Origin of the sequence: Variovorax dokdonensis (genome assembly GCF_030316895.1) — a bacterium.
In the GTDB taxonomy this organism is placed as follows: Bacteria; Pseudomonadota; Gammaproteobacteria; order Burkholderiales; family Burkholderiaceae_C; genus Variovorax; species Variovorax dokdonensis.
The window spans coordinates 768837-785728 of sequence record NZ_JASZYV010000002.1 but is presented as its reverse complement, the minus strand read 5'-3'; the positions used below and the strand labels follow the sequence as shown (position 1 = coordinate 785728).

Below are 16892 nucleotides of genomic sequence, written 5' to 3'. Positions count from 1 at the left end.
GGTCAGAAAGCAAGGTCCTGCAGGGCCTCGGACGCCAGGCCGGCCGCGATGGCCTCGGCCTCCTTGGCGTCGTGCGTGGCCTTGTCCCACAGCTCGAAGTGGCTGCCCATGCCCAACAGGAGCGTCTCGCGCGAGATGTTGGTCGCGGCGCGCAACTCCGGGGAGATCAGGATACGACCAGTCGAATCCATCTCCACGTCCATGGCATTGCCCAGGAAAAGACGCTTGAGCCACTGGTCCTTGAGCGGCATGGCAGCGATGCGCTCGCGAAACTGCTCCCAGGCGGGCCGGGGAAAGATCATCAAACAGCCGTGCGGATGGCGCGTGACCGTCAACTGGCCGCCAGCGGTTGCGCTCAGGACGTCACGATGCCGGGTCGGCACCGAAAGCCGCCCCTTGGCATCCAAACTCAGCGATGACGCGCCCTGGAACACGAACAAATGACCCCGTATTGACGCCGGTTTACGCCAATTCGAGGCGTCGACCGACACTTTTTCCCACTTAACTGCACTTTTTTGCACTGTAGCAGGAATCACCTACCGCGCAATGGGGCCAGGAAGCTATTTTTTCCAATGGAATCAATGACTTAGCGAGAATTCCGGAGGTCGGTTCGCCGAAAAAGTCCTTTGTATCTAAGTACTTAGCCAAAGCACTGAATGTTGTTTGTGAACGCAAGCCTCGTCGCAGGCGTCACAAACTCTTTCTTGGCGGCTGCTCGAAGCGGCAGTTGAAACTGCGCAAAACAGCACGACCAAACAAGCACGGCGCCCAGGAGGCGCCGTGCTTGTTCGATCGGACCTGCAACGGCCCGTGGGGCTCTGCAACTACAGGATGTAGCGCGACAGGTCCTCGTCGTGGCTGAGGGCCTTGAGGCGTTCATCGACAAAGGCACCATCGATGCGCAGTGTCTGGCCCGCGAAGCGCGTGGCCTCGAAGCTCACCTCGTCGAGCAGCCGCTCCATGACCGTCGAAAGGCGCCGGGCACCGATGTTCTCCGTGCGCTCGTTGACCTCGTAGGCGATGCTCGCCAGGCGCGTGATGCCATCGGGCGTGAATTCGAGCGTCACGCCTTCGGTCGCGAGCAGTGCCTGGTATTGCTTGACCAGCGAGGCGCGCGTTTGCGTCAGGATGCTCTCGAAGTCCGCCACCGACAGCGACTGCAGTTCGACCCGGATCGGAAAGCGGCCCTGCAGTTCCGGGATCAGGTCGCTCGGCTTGGCAAGGTGGAACGCGCCACTGGCCACGAACAGGATGTGGTCGGTGCGCACGATGCCGTACTTGGTGCTGACCGAGGTGCCTTCCACCAAGGGCAGCAGGTCGCGCTGCACGCCCTGGCGCGAGACATCGCTGCCCTGCCCTTCGTTGCGTACCGCCACCTTGTCGATCTCATCGATGAAAACGATGCCGTTCTGCTCGGCGTTGGCAATCGCCTGCGCGCGCACGTCGTCCTCGTTGAGCAGCTTGGCCGCTTCCTCGTCGATCAGCAGCGACATCGCCTCGCCGATCTTGATCTTGCGGGACTTGCGCTTGTTCTGGCCCAACTGGCCAAACATGCCGCGCAACTGCTCGGCCATCTCTTCCATGCCGGCCGGACCCATGATCTCGAGCGGCGCCCGAGTCTCGGCCAGATCGATCTCGATCTCCTTGTCGTCCAGCGCATGCTCGCGCAGCTTCTTGCGAAAGGCCTGGCGCGTGGTGTTGCCGGAATCGCCGGAGGTGGTTCCGTCGGCAGCTCGTGCCGCCGGCAGCAGCACATCGAGGATGCGCTCTTCCGCGGCATCTTCGGCACGCATGCGCACCTTGGCCGCCTCGGCCTCGCGCGTCTGCTTGACGGCCACCTCGGCCAGGTCGCGGATGATGGAGTCGACGTCCTTGCCGACATAACCCACCTCGGTGAACTTGGTGGCTTCGACCTTGATGAACGGCGCATCCGCCAGACGCGCCAGCCGGCGCGCGATCTCGGTCTTGCCCACGCCAGTGGGGCCGATCATGAGGATGTTCTTGGGCGTGATCTCGGAGCGGAGCTTTTCGTCCACCTGCTGGCGGCGCCACCGGTTGCGCAGCGCGATCGCCACCGCGCGCTTGGCGTCGAGCTGTCCGACGATGTGGCTGTCGAGTTCGGAGACGATCTCCTGCGGGGTCATCGTCATGAACGGTCCTCCAGGCGGGCAAAAAGAAGAACGTGGAGGCTCATGTCTAGAGGGTTTCGATGGTGTGGTTCATGTTCGTGTAGATGCACAGTTCGCCGGCAATGGCCAGCGACTTGCGCACGATGTCTTCGGCCGACAGATCGGTGTTCTCGAGCAGTGCCTTGGCCGCCGACTGGGCATAGACGCCACCCGATCCGATGGCCACGATGCCCTGCTCGGGCTCCAGCACGTCGCCGTTGCCGGTGATGATGAGCGAGTTGTGAGCGTCGGCGACGGCAAGCATCGCCTCCAGACGGCGCAGCACGCGATCGGTGCGCCAGTCCTTGGTCAGCTCGATGGCAGCTCGCGTCAATTGACCCTGGTGCTTCTCGAGCTTGGCCTCGAAGCGCTCGAACAGCGTGAAGGCATCTGCTGTGGCGCCGGCGAATCCCGCCAGCACCTTGCCGCTGTACAAGCGCCTCACCTTGCGAGCCGAGCCCTTGATGACGACGTTGCCCAGCGTGACTTGACCGTCGCCGCCGATGGCGACCTGGTCTCCGTGAGGCGTCTTGCGACGCACGCTGACGATGGTGGTTCCGTGAAATTGCTCCATCGGAGCAATTTGGGGCTGGACGGGAGGAATTTCAAGGGCGCTTTCGCCCTGATACCTATTTGGCGCGCAGGCTGACGTCGGCGTGGTCGGTCACCCCGACCACCTGCAGGAACGTGGCGACCAGGCGATGCGCATCGACAAACTCGACGCGGCGCCCTGACATTTCATGCTGGGCAACCCAGTCGATCAGCGTCCTCGCGGCCTCAAGGTCGACCCGCAGCAGCGCGGCGCACGAGACCAACGTCGACCCGGAGCGGGCCATGGCCGCGTCCAGTCTTTGCAGTTCCGACTGGCAATCGCCGGAGACGTTGCCGATCAACCCCTGCTGGCTGCGCCCGGCCTCTTCCAGCGCCGGCAAGGGCGGTGGCTCCGGCGCATCCACGGCGGTGAACGACCCGCGAGGGTCTGCCCAAGGCGGGGGCGACACCTCATAGGTGATGCAGTAGTTGAGCGCGGCCAGCTCGTACTGGTCGCTTTCGTGGGTAGCACGCAGCACCGCGAGGCGAAGCTGCCACCACATCACGTCCATGTTGCGATTGCCGACGGGCGTGGCCTTGGCCAGCACGTCGAGCAGGCGGCCCGCGCCGAGGAAGCGCAACTGAACCGGCGATTCGGCCCAATGGTTGAACAGGGCCCGCAGGGGGGCCACGGTGTCGGGCTCGATCTGCGTCAACCCGCGCCAGTCCATGGTCCAGACCGGGCCGGCCGCTCCAAGGGCACGGGTCAGTTCAGCCAGGTTCTCTCGCCGCAGTTGCGCAGGGCTGGACCAATCCGCCGGTCGCCCAGCCACGGCAAGCGGCGCCGGCTGCGACTCGCTGGCCTGGGCGCGTGCCGCTTGCGCATCGTGCGCCAGTTGGCGCAACGACACCCATTCCGGGCCGGGCCGGCGCAGGCGCTGGGCGAAGCGCATGCTTGCCGCGCTGAATTTCTCGGCGTCGCCGGTGACGCGGTAGAAGTCGAGCAGGGTCCGCCAGACTTCCGCGTCTTCGGCTTGCGCGCCGTCGATCGAAGTCATCTGCAGCAGCACTTTCTCGGCGCCGACGTCGTCGCTCTGCGCAAAACGGATCGCGGCATCTTCCAGGCCCACGGGAGCAGGGCTCATGCGGCCGACCGGCGCCTCTTCGGCAAGAGCAGCTTCGACCTGCTTCGAGGGCGGCGGCACGCCAGGCTGGGTTTCGGCGTAAGCGGGAGAGACGTCAGACCCGTTTTGCGGCACGGCAGCGTCGGCGGCGGGAGGAACCGCGGCCTCGCCCGCGCGCCCCTTCCACCATTGCTGCGACATCTGCTCCTCGATCTCGTCGATCTTCTTGAGCGTGAGCGCGCGGCCTTCTGTCTTGTCGGACGTGACGTTGAACGACGACGACACCGCCGCCACACCGTCGGCCTCAGCGCCGCCGCCGGCAGCTTCGCGCTGGCGCAGCTTGCGCAGCATGTCGAATTCGCGTCGGCGCACGAAGTCGTTGCGCTGGCGCCGCTCGATCATCTCCTTGAGCATTTCCCGGCTGTAGCCGGCCTCGGGCGAAGCGGAATCGCCCGCATCGAGCTCCGACCAATCCTTGAGCGGATTGCGGACGAACTTCGCCACCTTGGACAGAAGCCGGCCGCCAGTTTCTTCCTTGCCCATTGGTCAGGGAGATGCGAAGGTTTTCAGCTCAGTCGCCAAACATCTTCTGCTTGAGCTCGCGGCGCTGCTGTGCCTCAAGCGAGAGCGTGGCGGTGGGGCGAGCCAAAAGGCGACCGACGCCGATGGGTTCGCCCGTCTCGTCGCAGTAGCCATAGTCGCCGGCATCGATGCGGGCGATGGACTGCTCGATCTTCTTGAGAAGCTTGCGCTCGCGATCGCGGGTGCGCAGTTCGAGCGCGTGCTCTTCCTCGATGGTGGCGCGATCAGCCGGATCCGGCACGACGACGGTGTCTTCGCGCAGGTGCTCGGTGGTTTCTCCGGCGTTGTCGAGGATGCCGCGCTTGAGCTCGACCAGCTTGAGGCGGAAGAACGCCATCTGCTTGTCGTTCATGTATTCCGATTCGGGCATCGCGATGACTTCGTCGTCGGTGAGCTCCTCGGCCGATTTGGTCTTCCAGGCGTTGGCCAACTTGGGGTCTTTTTTGATCACAGAGGGAGAAGCTAGGACTGAGGACATGTTCTGCGTGGGACTCGGCTTGGCGGCAGCTGCCGCCGGGGAAGGCATGGAGGCAGGCGCAGCAGCATGGCCGGTCGAGCCCTTTGGGGGCTCCGGCTTCGCAGCAGGCTTGGCCTTGGCGGCAACTTTGCTCAAGGTGACAGCTCCTTCATGCCATGGGCATATGACGCGACTCTTGTCACCGGCTCTGCTGCATGGCAACCTGGGCCGGAACCCGAGGTTACTTTTGCAAGCAAGAATTGTTCGCCGGCGGCAACCGTGGGGTTATACCCCCGAATGCAAACCACGAACGCGTCTTCTTTCATGCCGAAAGTCACGCAACGCCATCAAACGTGACGTAGTGTGCCTCCGAACAGGGGCGCGATTGTATAGAGAACCGAGGCGGGGTGATCCAAGGGCTTCTCCCGCCATTCGATTTCGGCGTTCCGGTTTCCTGAACGCTCAGACCAGACACTGCTCCAGGCCCTGCTCGAGGATGTCGCGAGGCAGGTCGATGCCGATGAAAACCATCCGGCTCTGGCGCGCTTCGCCTTCGGCCCACTGCGGCCCGAGGTCGCTGCCCATCAACTGGTGCACGCCCTGGAAGATGACTTTGCGCTCCGTGCCCTGCATGTGCAGCACGCCCTTGTAGCGCAACATGCGCGGGCCGTAGATGTTGACGATCGCGCCCAGGAAGTCCTCGAGCCGGGCCGGATCGAACGGCCGGTCGGCCTTGTAGACGAAGCTCTTGACGTCGTCGTCGACATGGTGATGGTGGCCATGGCCCTCGTGCGCATGCGAGGGATGATCGCAATGCTCGCCGTGCTCGTGATCATGGTCGTGGTGATGGTGGTCGTCTTCCTTCAGGAAGTCCGGATCGATGTCGAGCTTGGCGTTGAGGTTGAAGCCGCGCAGATCGAACACGTCGGCGATCGGCACTTCGCCAAAGTGCACCTTGTGCTGGGGCGCCCGCGGGTTCATGTGCTTGAGGCGGTGGATCAGCGCTTCGGTTTCCTCGGCGGCAACCAGGTCGGTCTTGCTGATGAAGATCTGGTCGGCAAAGCCCACCTGGCGGCGCGCTTCCTGCCGATCGTTGAGCTGTTGGGGCGCGTGCTTGGCATCGACCAGGGTCAGGATCGAGTCGAGCAGGTAGGTTTCGGCGATCTCGTCGTCCATGAAGAAGGTCTGCGCCACAGGGCCGGGGTCGGCCAGACCAGTGGTCTCGATGACGACACGGTCGAAGTCCAGCAGGCCCTTGCGCTTCTTGGCGGCCAGCAGTTGCAGCGTCTCGCGCAGGTCTTCGCGGATGGTGCAGCAGATGCAGCCATTGCTCATCTGCACGATCTGCTCCTTGGATTCGGTGACGAGGATGTCGCTGTCGATGTTTTCTTCGCCGAATTCGTTCTCGATGACCGCGATCTTCTGGCCGTGCGATTCGCCCAGCACGCGCTTGAGCAGCGTCGTCTTGCCCGAGCCGAGGAAGCCGGTAAGGATGGTGGCGGGAATGAGGGCCATGGCGTGCTCCGGGTACGGGGAAAACCCGAAAGTTTAGCCAGCGCGGCAAAGTCGTGCCTGAGCGGGCCCTTGGCCAGCGGCGGGCGGGACCGCCCGGCGCCCCTGCCCGCCTACTTGCGCACCACCACCAGCCCCTTGAGGTACTCGCCTTCCGGGAACTCGATGGTCATGGGGTGGTCCGGGGCGCCGCCCAGGCGTTCGCTGATGTAGCCGTCCACGCCGGCGTCGATCCCGGCCGATGCGACGATCTTGTGGAACAGGTCGGCGCTGATGCCGCCGGAACAGGAGAAGGTCAGCAGCACGCCGCCGGGCTGCAAGAGCTTGAATGCCAGGCGATTGATGTCCTTGTAGGCGCGGGCAGCGCGCTCGGCATGGGCCACCGTGGGCGCGAACTTCGGCGGATCCAGCACGATGGCGTCGAACGTTTGGCCTTCTTCGATGAAGCGGCGCAAGGTGGCATTGACGTCGGCATCCAGGAACCGGGTCGTGGCGGACTCGAAGCCATTGAGGGCCACGTGCGCGCGAGCGCGCTCCAGCGCGGGCAGCGACGAGTCGACCGACACGACCTCCGCCCCGTCCAGCGCCCCAGCCGCATCCAATCCGGCCAGCGCGGCGACGGTGAATCCGCCTGTGTAGCAATAGCAATTGAGCACGCGCCGGAAGCGCCGATGCCGCGCCAACTCGGCAAAACGGTGTCGGCTGTCGCGCTGGTCCAGGTAGAAACCGGTCTTGTGGCCGGTGGCCACGTCGAGCGTGAGCTGCCAGTCGTGTTCGCGGATGGTGCGCTCGGTCGGCTCGCCCTCGCCACCGGCCAGCCAGCCGGTGACGGGCTTCAGGCCCTCGCGCTCACGCCCGCTGGCGTCCGAGCGCTCGAAAAAATGCGCGAGCCCGGTCTCGGCGAGCAGCGCTTCGACCAGCACGCTCTTCCAGCGCTCGGCGCCGCACGACAGGAACTGGCCGACCAGCAGGTCACCGTAGCGATCGACGATCAGTCCAGGCAGCCCGTCGGCCTCGCCGTGCACCAGGCGAACGCCGTCGCTTCGGATGTCGAACAGCGAGCGCGCCTGCACCGCCCGCGCCACCCGGCGGCGAAAGAAAGCAGCGTCGATGCGCTCGCCCTCGTCGAAGCTCCAGACCCGCGCGCGGATCTTCGATTCCGGGCTGAAGGCAGCCCATGCCAGGAACCGGCCGTCATCGGCCTGCACGCGGACCAGTTCGCCAGCATCGGCAGCGCCCTTGGCGACGGCGGCCTCGAAGATCCAGGGATGCCGGCGCAGGAGCGAGCGCTCCTTGCCGGGTCGAAGTCGCAATGTCTTCATGACTTGTTCTTGTCGGGTGCAGGCGAAGCAGGCGCGTCGCCGCGAAGGTGCGCGCGCGGATGCGCCGCGTCGTAGGCGCGCGCCAGATGTTGGAAGTCCAGCCGGGTGTAGACCTGGGTGGTGCCGATGTTGGCGTGGCCCAGCAGTTCCTGCACGGCACGAAGGTCGCCGCTGGACTGGAGCACGTGGCTGGCAAACGAATGGCGCAGCATGTGCGGATGCACTGGCGCGGCCAGACCGGCCGCATGGCTTCGGCGACGCAGCAGCGCCCAGATGGCCTGAGGCGTCATGCGCGTGCCGCGCGCTCCGATGAACAGCGCCGCGCTGCTCGCCGGATCGCGCAGACGGGCGGCCGGCAGCGCCGCGCACGAATCGCGCACTTCGAGCCAGGCCCGCACGGCCGCCAGCGCCTGACGCCCGACCGGCACGCTGCGCCGCTTGCTGCCCTTGCCCATCACATGGGCCTCGGCGCCGTCCAGGTCGAGCCAGCCCCGTGCGTCCTTGCCGGGCTGCGCATCCAGGCCGACCAGCTCGCTCACGCGCAGACCGCAGCTGTAGAGCAGCTCGACCACGGCGCGGTCGCGTGACTCGGTCCACGGGTCGGCGTCGGCGTTTTTCAGCTCGGCCAGGCGCACCGCGTCATCCACCGACAGGGCCTTGGGCAACGGGCGTCCGGCCTTGGGGGCGTGGACGTCCTGGACCGGATTGGCCGGCACGGCCAACTGATGGCCGAGCCAACGGTAGAAGCTGCGCCAGCACGACAGGACGAGCGCGATGCCGCGTGGCTCCCGGCCGGCACCATGCATCTGCGCCATCCAGCGCCTGACATGCGCGGGCTGCACCTGCAGCAGGTCGAGCCCCGCTTCGCCGGCCCGGCGGGCCAGGTCGGCGAGATGTGTGCTGTAGAGCTCCAGCGTGCGCGGTGCAAGGCGCCGTTCGACCCGAACGTGCTCCAGGTATTTCTCGACCCAGGATGAATCGGCCGCGGCGCCTTCGTCGGAGCTAGAGGTAGCCATGGAGGGCATTGTTCACGATGGCCAGCGGCTCGCGCAACGCGGCCTTCCATCGCCGCCAGACCGAGGGGCTGCATTCGGTGGGCGAGGCCACGTACTGCACGTCTAAGTCCTGCTCGAAGCCGCTGGCGCGGGCCAGCAGGCGAACGCGCCAGAGGTGGCGGGCGTCCGAGACGACGATGACGCTACGGACGCCCGCCGCCTGCAAGATGGGACGCGACAGCAGCAGGTTCTCGCGCGTGGATTCGGACCGGGGCTCCAGCAGCAGCGGCCCGCCGTAGCCGGCGGCACGCGCCGTGGCCGCCATGACATCTGCTTCGATGCGACCGTCTTCCTGGTCGACGCCACCCGACATCAACATCCCGCTGACCAGCCCCTGGCGCGCCAATTCGACGCCGCGCTCGACACGGCTGGACAGGCAAGGATTGACCTGCCCATCGACATAGGCACGGTTGCCCAGAACCAGCGCATATTGCGCGCCGCGTTCGGGCTGCCGCACGTCAGCCTGGGCCTGCTGGTGCCAGAGCATGACCATCAGCGCGGCCACGACCAGCACCGGCGCGGCCAGCAGCACCAGCGCCAATCGCCACCGGGGTCGCCGTCGCAGTGCCAAGCGAATGCCTTTCGGGTTCAGGGGCGCAGGCGCGACAGCGCAGCGGATGCGAGGTCGGCGATCCGCTCGAGGAAGTCGGTGCCCATGTCGGGATGAAAGCGCTGCGCATCCGGCGAGGCGAGGATCAGCAGGCCGAAGGCCGGTTCCTGCGGATCGGCGCGCAGCGGGATCATGGCGACCGACACCGCGGCGCGCGCATCGCCCAGCCAGTTGACGGCGTCGAAGCCGGCATTGGCGCCGCAGTACGGCGTGGTGAGCGAGGTCGCCAGCGCCCGCACATCGTCGGGAACGCCCTGCGCATAGCCTTCGGAGGCGAAGTCCGGATGCACATCCCACACCTTGATCGCCGCCTGCGGAACCAGGAACAGCGTCTGCAGGTCGCCAGCGATCTGCCAGGGCAGGCCGCGCGCATCTCGGGTCGTGAGCAGGCCGCGCGTCCAGCGATGCAGCCTGTCGGCCGTTACCACGTTCTCGGTGCCATGGCGGACCATGTCCATGAGGCGGTGCTCCAGCGCCTTGATCTTCTCGCGCAGCATCTCGGCCTGGCGTTCCTGCAGGCTGACGGCTCGATTGCCGTGCGGGCTGGTCAGTTGCACCTGGCCCAGCAGTTGGGCGTGCCGCTCGAAGAAGTCGGGCGTGTTGGCCAGGTAGTTGGCGATGTCGTCCTCGGTGATGGGGTTCATGGCGTTCGTCATGGCGTGCGTCGTAATGGAGGAACGTGGGAAATGGGAGCTCGGCGGATCGTCAGGGCCGAGCCTTGGAGGGTTGGCGCTGGGTCGTACACCGGCAGGCGCCGGATCATGCCAGTTCGATCTCGCCGGCGAACACCGTGACGGCCGGACCGGTCATCAGCACGGGATGGCCAAGGCCCGCCCATTCAATGGTGAGCAAACCGCCTCGGGTCTGGACATCGACGCGCGCGTCGAGCAAACCCAGCCGGATGCCGGCCACCACCGCAGCGCAGGCGCCGGTCCCGCAGGCCAGCGTTTCGCCGGACCCGCGCTCGAACACGCGCAGCCGGATGCGGCCCCGATCGACGATCTGCATGAAGCCGGCGTTGACGCGCTGCGGAAAGCGCGGATGGTTCTCGATGAGCGGACCCTGGCGCGCGACGGGCGCGGTGTCCACGTCCTCGACGATCTGCACCGCATGCGGATTGCCCATCGACAGCACGCCCACCGAAATTACATCGCCTTCCGCGCGCGAACCGAGGACCAGGTGCCATTGCTCCCAGTCGCCGCGCGCCAAGGGGTGCAGGCCATCGGCATCGAAGGGCACGCGCGCCGTCTCGAAAATCGGTGCGCCCATATCGACCGTCACACGGCCGTCTGCATTCAAGCGGGGCTCGATCACGCCCGAAAGGGTCTGCACGCGCACGGTGTCGCGCGAGGTGAGGCCGCGCTCGTGCACGAAGCGCATGAAGCAGCGCGCACCATTGCCGCACTGCTCCACCTCGCCGCCATCGGCGTTGTGAATCACGTATTGGAAGTCGATGCCCGGCGCGGGCGACGGGCGCACGCTCAGAATCTGATCGGCGCCGACACCGAAGTGCCGGTCGGCGAGGAAGCGGTATTGATCGGGCGTCAGGCCGAGGTCGGCGGAGGTCTCGTCCAGCACGACGAAATCATTGCCGGCGCCCTGCATCTTGGTGAAGTGCACTCGCATGGGGCGTGATTATCCGCGTGCCTTGCGCACAGAAGGCATGCCTGCTTCACAAGCCCTTCTCGACCATGTCGAGAAGGCGCTCGCCGAGTGCGTCGATCCGCGCGGCAGGCAGGTTGCGCAACGGCCCGTCGATCACGAGCAACGCAAGGCCATGCACCGCCGACCACGCGAGGAACTCGGCACCCGGTCGGCGCTCGGGCGGCATCAGGCCGGCCTCCTGCATCCGGTCGATGGCCGCGCCCAGCAGCTGGAACGGATTGAGCCCGCTGTCGCCGGCCTTGGCGGGATCCGGGCTGACCTCTTCCACGGGCTCGGGTGGCGCAAACGCGGCACGGAACAGCCCGCTGTGCTCGCGCGCGAAGCGCATGTAGCCGCGTCCCACCGCGCGCAGGGCGTCGCTCGCGGCGGCCTTGGCATCCTTGCCCGGCGGGATCGCCGCCAGTTGTGCCTCCATCGATCGCGCCACGGCGGCAAGGCCCGCCTTGCGCACTGCTTCCAGCAACGCCTGGCGACTTTCGAAATGTCGGTAGGCCGCATTGGGCGCAACGCCGGCACGACGCGTGGCTTCGCGAAGCACCACCGCTTGCGGCCCGCCTTCGGTGGCCAGCTGGATGCCGGCATCGAGCAAGGCGCGATACAGGTCGCCGTGGCGGTAGGTGTCGCGCAAGGGTGCACTCTGACGTGCGGCGGACTTCTTCATGAGATGGAGGATATGGTCATGCGATTCGTCGAATCGACATGGTCATATGTGGACAGCGTTCATTTTATGGATTATCGTTTGTGGACGGTGTACACAAATGCCGTGATTCCAACACTGACCCCTTCCATTTCCAAAGGAGTGCCATCCATGCAAGTCCAGCCCTACCTCATGTTCGACGGTCGCACCGACGAGGCTCTTGCCTTCTACAAGAAGGTGCTTTCGGCCGAAGTGACCATGCTCATGCGCTTCAAGGAGAACCCAGACGCCGGCAAGCCGGGCGCCGAAGGTTGCGGGCCTGGCGGCATGGACATCGATCCCGAAAAGGTCATGCACTGCGAGTTCAAGATCGGCTCGACCGCGTTGCTGGCTTCCGACGGCATGTGCACCGGCAAGCCCCAGTTCCAGGGCGTTTCATTCGCGCTTTCGGCGCCCGACGTCGCCAAGGCCGAGCAATGGTTCGGCGCCCTGGGCGAGGGCGGCCAGGTGCAGATGCCCATGGCGCAGACTTTCTTCTCGGAGCGCTTCGGCATGGTGGCCGACAAGTTCGGCGTCAGCTGGATGGTGCTGGTCGAGAGCAAGCGCTGACCCACCTGCGCCGCGGGCGGCGGCGCTACGAACCATCGTCTACATCCGTCTCGGCACCGCACGTTGGTGAATTGCGACGCGGCGATCGCCGCCTGCACACCGCGTACACACGTGGTTGCAATCGCGGGTATAACCGTCCGCTCGACATTCCTCCCATGGTCCGCCCTTCCCAACAGCTCCACGCCCATCGCGAGCCGGCGCCGACGCGCGCGGCTGCGACGCTGTTGCTGCTTCGCGACGGGCCTGAGGGCATCGAGGTGCTGATGACGCGGCGCTCCGAAAAGGCCAGCTTCGCGCCCGGCGCCTATGTCTTTCCCGGCGGCGCCATCGACGAAGCCGACCTGCAAGGGCGCGCCATCGCCATGCGCCGGCGTACCCAGAGCCGGGTGCAACTGACCCAGTCGATCGCCGCCGTGCGCGAAACGTTCGAGGAGCTCGGCGTGCTGCTCGCCCACCGGGTCGAAGGGGGAGCGCCGGTCACCGCGGCCGAAGTCGCGGCCATGGACCGCACGGGCGAGAACGCGTTCTTCTTCTTCGAACAATGTGCCGCGCGCGGCCTGCGCCTGTCGACCGACCAGGTCTATACGCTGGCGCACTGGATCACCGACCGCGATCTGCCCAAGCGCTTCGACGTGCCGTTTCTCGTGGCGCGCATGCCCGAAGGCCAGGTGCCCGTGTCCGATGATGCCGAGCAGTTCGAGCCCGTGTGGGTGCGCCCGGCCGACGCGCTGGCGCGGAACGCCAAGGGGCGTTTCTTCATGATCTTTCCGACGGTGCGCACGCTCAAGCGGCTGACCGTCTTTGCGGATGTCGATTCGGTCCTGCGGCACTGCGCGCATGAAAAGCCCCTGTGGACCAGTTGCCCGCGCGGCGGCCTGCAGGAAGGCAAGGACGTGCGTTTCATGGAGCATGAGGCGCCCTTTGGCGAACTCGCGCTCGTCTGCCCCGACGGCCAGATGCTGCACAAGCTGGACTGGCAATACACCGAGCCGGTGCCCCTCCTGAAGAACGTGCAGCGGCTGACCGCGCCCAACGCGTCCCTCATGACCGGCCCCGGCACCAACAGCTATGTGATCGGCGATCGGCATACCGGCTACATCGTCATCGACCCCGGCCCGGCGGACTTCGAGCATGTGGGGCGCCTGTGGCGTGCCACCAATGGCGACATCCGCATGATCGTGTGCACCCATTCGCACTCCGACCACTCCCCCGGCGCCCAGCCCCTGCAGGCGCTGTGCCCGCACAAGCCTCCCATCCTCGGCCTGCCTTCCGCGCCCACGGCACGGCCTCCTGCGCGATTCACGCCGGAGCGCGCCCTGGGCGACGGCGAGCGGCTGGTGCTGGAAGGCTTCGACGCCGAATCCGGCGAGGCCATCACCCACACGCTGCGCGTGATCCACACACCCGGCCACGCGGCCAACCATCTCTGCCTGGTCCTGGAAGAAGACGGCCTGCTCTTCTCGGGCGACCACATCCTGAACGGCAGCACCACCGTCGTCGACCCACCAGACGGCAACATGACCGAGTACCTCGACTCGCTCGACTCGCTCGATGAAGCCTGCGCGGCAGGCAGCATCGAATTCATACTGCCCGCACATGGCCATGTGCTGGCGGACGCACGCGGCGCCATCGGCCGACTCAAGTCGCACCGTCTGCAGCGCGAGTCCAAGATTGCGCGCGCCATGCGCAAGGCGCCGGCAGGCAGCATGGAAGACTGGCTCGCCATCGCCTATGACGACGTGCCGCAGCAGTTGTGGCCGGTGGCCGCCCGTTCATTGGCCGCGCATGTCGAACGCATCCGCGACCTGGCTTCGCGCCCCGGCGCCCTGCCCTCCGCACTTTCGACCCTATGAACTCTGAAGACCCGCAAGGGGTGCGCCTCGCCAAGCGCGTGGCAGCCCTGGCGGGCTGCTCGCGTCGCGATGCCGAACTGCTGATCGAGGGCGGTGCGGTGCGCGTGAACGGCAACATCACCTTGCTGCCGCAAGCACGCGTGCTGCCCGGCGACGACGTCGCCATCGAGGCCGGCGCCAAGCCCCTTTCCGTACCGCCGGTGACTTTGCTCTTGCACAAGCCGGCGGGCATGCGGTGGGAAGACGCCGCCGCCCTGCTCGTGCCGGCCAACCAGCTTTCGCCTTCCGATGACCCGGGCAAGGCGGCGACGCTGCGACGGCATCTTCATGGGCAGACCTGCTTCACGCCGCTGGATGCGCTGGCCAGCGGCCTCATGATCTACACGCAGGAATGGCGCGTCGAGCGCAAGCTGACCGAGGACGCGGCCTTCATCGAACACGAATTGATGGTGGACGTGGCCGGCGAAGTCAGTCCGCAGGCGCTGGCAAGGCTCAAGCAGTTGCCGTTTGCGCGGGTGAGCATCAGCCGGCAGACACCCGGCACGACCGGCCTGCGATTTGCAATCAAGGGCTTGCAGCCGGGCCAGGTCGAAGCTTGCTGCGAGCGCGCCGGCCTGACGCTCCAGGCCGTGCGCCGAATCCGCATCGGACCGTTGGCGCTGGCCGCGCTGCCCGCGGGACAGTGGCGCCTGCTGCGGCCCGACGAGCGGGTTTGAAGAAAGTGTGAAGCGCGCCTGTAAGCCGGATTCTGTGCACCGGGGTTGCCCCCGGCGTGACCGCCATTACTCTGGGCCGCCGGTCACCCGGACGGCTCGATGCCACCTACCCGCCAGCTCGGCGGAACCACCTCGACGCTGGCCTACTTGGTGTTGCTGCGCGCAGAGATTGCCCGTTTCACCCAACCTGCCGCTAGGCGGCAAGCTGACTCGTCTCTGTTGCTCTGATCCTCACCTCACGGTGGGGAGCCGTTAGCTCCTGCGCTGTCCTATGCAGTCCGGACGTTCCTCCAGTGCGGCCTTTCGGCACTTGCACCAGCGGCGGTCCGGCGCGCTTCACGGGTGGGATTATCGGTGCTTTGATCGGATCCGCTCGCTCACCAGTGTTTCTCTGGCTTGGCTGGAGGGCGCATGAACCCGGCAGTTCCGAGGGCTGCGCCCATCGAGAGGCGAAACCGCTCGTCGGAGCCAGCGAGGTTCTCGTAGATCAGCGCTCAAGGGCCTGCATAGAGGTCGACCTCCGCCTCGGCGACGCCAGCGGATTGCCTTGCAGTTCGGCAATCGTGTCGCCTATCAAGTCGGCGCATCGGGTCGCGCGGACTTGGCGGGCTGCGCCTTTTCTTGCTTAAACGCGGGCGCCTGGGTGCTCTCCGGCACGCCCACCATTTCCCGCTGCTGGATGCTGGCCCGCTCGAAGGACGGTCGCTGGAACTGGGGTCGCGGCGGGCTGCTCGAGCAGCCCACCAGCAGGGTCAGCGCCGCGGCGCTGGACGTGACGGCCAACGCCGCGCGCACCGCTTTCGATGCAATTGCTTCTCTCATGATTTCTCCCTGAATGTCTTTTTTGGTTGTTCGCGCAAAAAAAGCGCGAGGCGCGATGCTATGCCGCGAAGACATTCGTCACCAGCCGAACTCTTCACGCCTCCGGCATGACCCGGCAACCCGATCGCGGGCCCGTGACAAAATTGCTCGTGCCGCCACAATGGCGGCCCGGCGCGACCGTCCAACAGGAGATTCCATGAAGGCCCAGAACATCCTCCAGACCATCGGCAACACGCCCCACATCCGCGTCCAGCGTCTGTTCGGCAACGGCGCGCAGCAGGTGTGGATCAAGTCGGAGCGCGCCAACCCCGGCGGCTCGATCAAGGACCGCATCGCGCTGTCGATGGTCGAGGACGCCGAACGCTCGGGCAAGCTCAAGCCCGGCGGCACCATCGTCGAGCCCACCTCGGGCAACACCGGTGTCGGGCTCGCCATGGTGGCGGCCGTGAAGGGCTACAAGCTCGTGCTGGTGATGCCCGACAGCATGTCGGTCGAGCGCCGCCGCCTCATGCTGGCGTATGGCGCCACCTTCGAGTTGACGCCGCGCGAAAAGGGCATGAAGGGTTCCATCGCCCGCGCCGAAGAGATCGTGGCCAGCACGCCCGGCGCCTGGATGCCGCAGCAGTTCAACAACCCGGCCAACATCGATGTGCATGTGCGCACCACGGCCGAAGAAATCGCCGCCGACTTCCCTGATGGCCTGGACGCGCTGATCACCGGCGTGGGCACGGGCGGCCACATCACCGGTTGCGCGCGTGTTCTGAAGCAGAAGTGGCCCAAGCTCAAGGTGTTCGCCGTGGAGCCGACGGCATCGCCGGTGATCTCGGGCGGCGCGCCCTCGCCGCACCCCATCCAGGGCATCGGCGCCGGCTTCATTCCCAACAACCTCGACACCGCCGTGCTCGACGGCGTCATCCAGGTCGATGCCGAAGCCGCACGTGAAATGGCCCGCCGCAGCGCGCGCGAGGAAGGCATCCTGGTGGGCATCTCCTCGGGCGCCACGTTGCAGGCGATTGCGCAGAAGCTGCCCGAACTGGCGCCCAACGCGGTGGTGCTGGGCTTCAACTACGACACGGGCGAGCGCTATCTGTCGGTGGACGGCTTCCTGCCGGCCTGACGCGCCAGCCCCGATGCGCCAGCCGGGCCGTCGCCCGTCTGGGTTGGCGGCCCATTCCGACGCGTTCGGGCGGCCGGCGGAGGCATTTCCGTAAAATCCCGGCTTTGCCCGA

General features: G+C 66.4%; 17 protein-coding genes and 1 other RNA gene. 4 read left to right on the top strand and 14 right to left on the bottom strand.

Features of this window, described 5'->3' with window-relative positions:
* Window positions 1-2: 2 nt before the first annotated feature.
* From mraZ to QTH91_RS12110, 12 genes are all read right to left on the bottom strand, one after another.
* Entirely contained in the window at window positions 3-434 is a 432-nt protein-coding gene (mraZ, locus tag QTH91_RS12165; RefSeq protein ID WP_286660654.1) for a division/cell wall cluster transcriptional repressor MraZ, read from the bottom strand.
* Window positions 435-824: 390 nt separating this feature from the next.
* The gene (gene hslU / locus QTH91_RS12160) at window positions 825-2150 is read right to left on the bottom strand and encodes an ATP-dependent protease ATPase subunit HslU (protein WP_286660332.1); all 1326 of its coding nucleotides are present in this window, start codon (window positions 2148-2150) and stop codon (window positions 825-827) included.
* Window positions 2151-2196: 46 nt separating this feature from the next.
* Complete coding sequence (gene hslV, locus QTH91_RS12155; RefSeq protein ID WP_286660331.1) at window positions 2197-2742, bottom strand: ATP-dependent protease subunit HslV; 546 nt, start codon at window positions 2740-2742, stop codon at window positions 2197-2199.
* A 55-nt stretch (window positions 2743-2797) separates the two neighbouring features.
* A complete protein-coding gene (locus tag QTH91_RS12150) occupies window positions 2798-4366 on the bottom strand; it encodes an STAS domain-containing protein (RefSeq protein ID WP_286660330.1) in 1569 nt (522 codons plus the stop codon).
* Between the two features lie 28 nt (window positions 4367-4394).
* Window positions 4395-5018 carry an RNA polymerase-binding protein DksA gene (gene dksA, locus QTH91_RS12145; protein WP_286660329.1) on the bottom strand — a complete coding sequence of 208 codons (624 nt, stop codon included), beginning with the start codon at window positions 5016-5018 and terminating at the stop codon, window positions 4395-4397.
* Window positions 5019-5324: 306 nt separating this feature from the next.
* Window positions 5325-6377 (bottom strand): CobW family GTP-binding protein, encoded by a 1053-nt coding sequence (locus tag QTH91_RS12140; protein ID WP_286660328.1) that lies wholly within the window; start codon window positions 6375-6377, stop codon window positions 5325-5327.
* A gap of 110 nt (window positions 6378-6487) precedes the next feature.
* Complete coding sequence (locus QTH91_RS12135) at window positions 6488-7696, bottom strand: class I SAM-dependent rRNA methyltransferase (RefSeq protein ID WP_286660327.1); 1209 nt, start codon at window positions 7694-7696, stop codon at window positions 6488-6490.
* The gene (locus tag QTH91_RS12130; protein ID WP_286660326.1) at window positions 7693-8712 is read right to left on the bottom strand and encodes a tyrosine recombinase XerC; all 1020 of its coding nucleotides are present in this window, start codon (window positions 8710-8712) and stop codon (window positions 7693-7695) included. The genes QTH91_RS12135 and QTH91_RS12130 overlap by 4 nt, the downstream gene beginning before the upstream one ends.
* Entirely contained in the window at window positions 8699-9322 is a 624-nt protein-coding gene (locus QTH91_RS12125; protein ID WP_286660325.1) for a YdcF family protein, read from the bottom strand. Before QTH91_RS12125 ends, QTH91_RS12130 begins: the two co-directional genes overlap by 14 nt.
* A gap of 17 nt (window positions 9323-9339) precedes the next feature.
* Window positions 9340-10017, bottom strand: a complete 678-nt coding sequence (locus tag QTH91_RS12120; RefSeq protein ID WP_286660324.1) for a DUF484 family protein — start codon at window positions 10015-10017, stop codon at window positions 9340-9342.
* 103 nt (window positions 10018-10120) lie between these two features.
* Window positions 10121-10987 (bottom strand): diaminopimelate epimerase, encoded by an 867-nt coding sequence (dapF, locus tag QTH91_RS12115; RefSeq protein WP_286660323.1) that lies wholly within the window; start codon window positions 10985-10987, stop codon window positions 10121-10123.
* Window positions 10988-11033: 46 nt separating this feature from the next.
* Window positions 11034-11687 (bottom strand): TetR/AcrR family transcriptional regulator, encoded by a 654-nt coding sequence (locus QTH91_RS12110; RefSeq protein ID WP_286660322.1) that lies wholly within the window; start codon window positions 11685-11687, stop codon window positions 11034-11036.
* 147 nt (window positions 11688-11834) lie between these two features.
* Between QTH91_RS12110 and QTH91_RS12105 the strand changes: the two genes are divergently transcribed.
* The 3 genes from QTH91_RS12105 to QTH91_RS12095 all read left to right on the top strand — a co-directional run bounded on the left by QTH91_RS12105 (window position 11835) and on the right by QTH91_RS12095 (window position 14841).
* Entirely contained in the window at window positions 11835-12272 is a 438-nt protein-coding gene (locus tag QTH91_RS12105) for a VOC family protein (protein WP_286660321.1), read from the top strand.
* Between the two features lie 155 nt (window positions 12273-12427).
* Complete coding sequence (locus QTH91_RS12100; RefSeq protein ID WP_286660320.1) at window positions 12428-14125, top strand: MBL fold metallo-hydrolase; 1698 nt, start codon at window positions 12428-12430, stop codon at window positions 14123-14125.
* Window positions 14122-14841: an RNA pseudouridine synthase gene (locus QTH91_RS12095; RefSeq protein ID WP_286660319.1), complete on the top strand. Its 720-nt coding sequence runs from the start codon at window positions 14122-14124 to the stop codon at window positions 14839-14841. Before QTH91_RS12100 ends, QTH91_RS12095 begins: the two co-directional genes overlap by 4 nt.
* Window positions 14842-14846: 5 nt before the next feature.
* Here QTH91_RS12095 and rnpB read toward each other — a convergent pair.
* Window positions 14847-15179, bottom strand: an RNA gene (gene rnpB, locus QTH91_RS12090) — RNase P RNA component class A.
* A 235-nt stretch (window positions 15180-15414) separates the two neighbouring features.
* Window positions 15415-15663, bottom strand: a complete 249-nt coding sequence (locus QTH91_RS12085; protein ID WP_286660318.1) for a hypothetical protein — start codon at window positions 15661-15663, stop codon at window positions 15415-15417.
* 196 nt (window positions 15664-15859) lie between these two features.
* Here QTH91_RS12085 and cysK point away from each other — a divergent pair, with 196 nt between their 5' ends.
* On the top strand, window positions 15860-16780 hold the full coding sequence (gene cysK, locus QTH91_RS12080; RefSeq protein ID WP_286660317.1) for a cysteine synthase A: 921 nt from the start codon (window positions 15860-15862) through the stop codon (window positions 16778-16780).
* The last annotated feature ends 112 nt before the right edge of the window (window positions 16781-16892 follow it).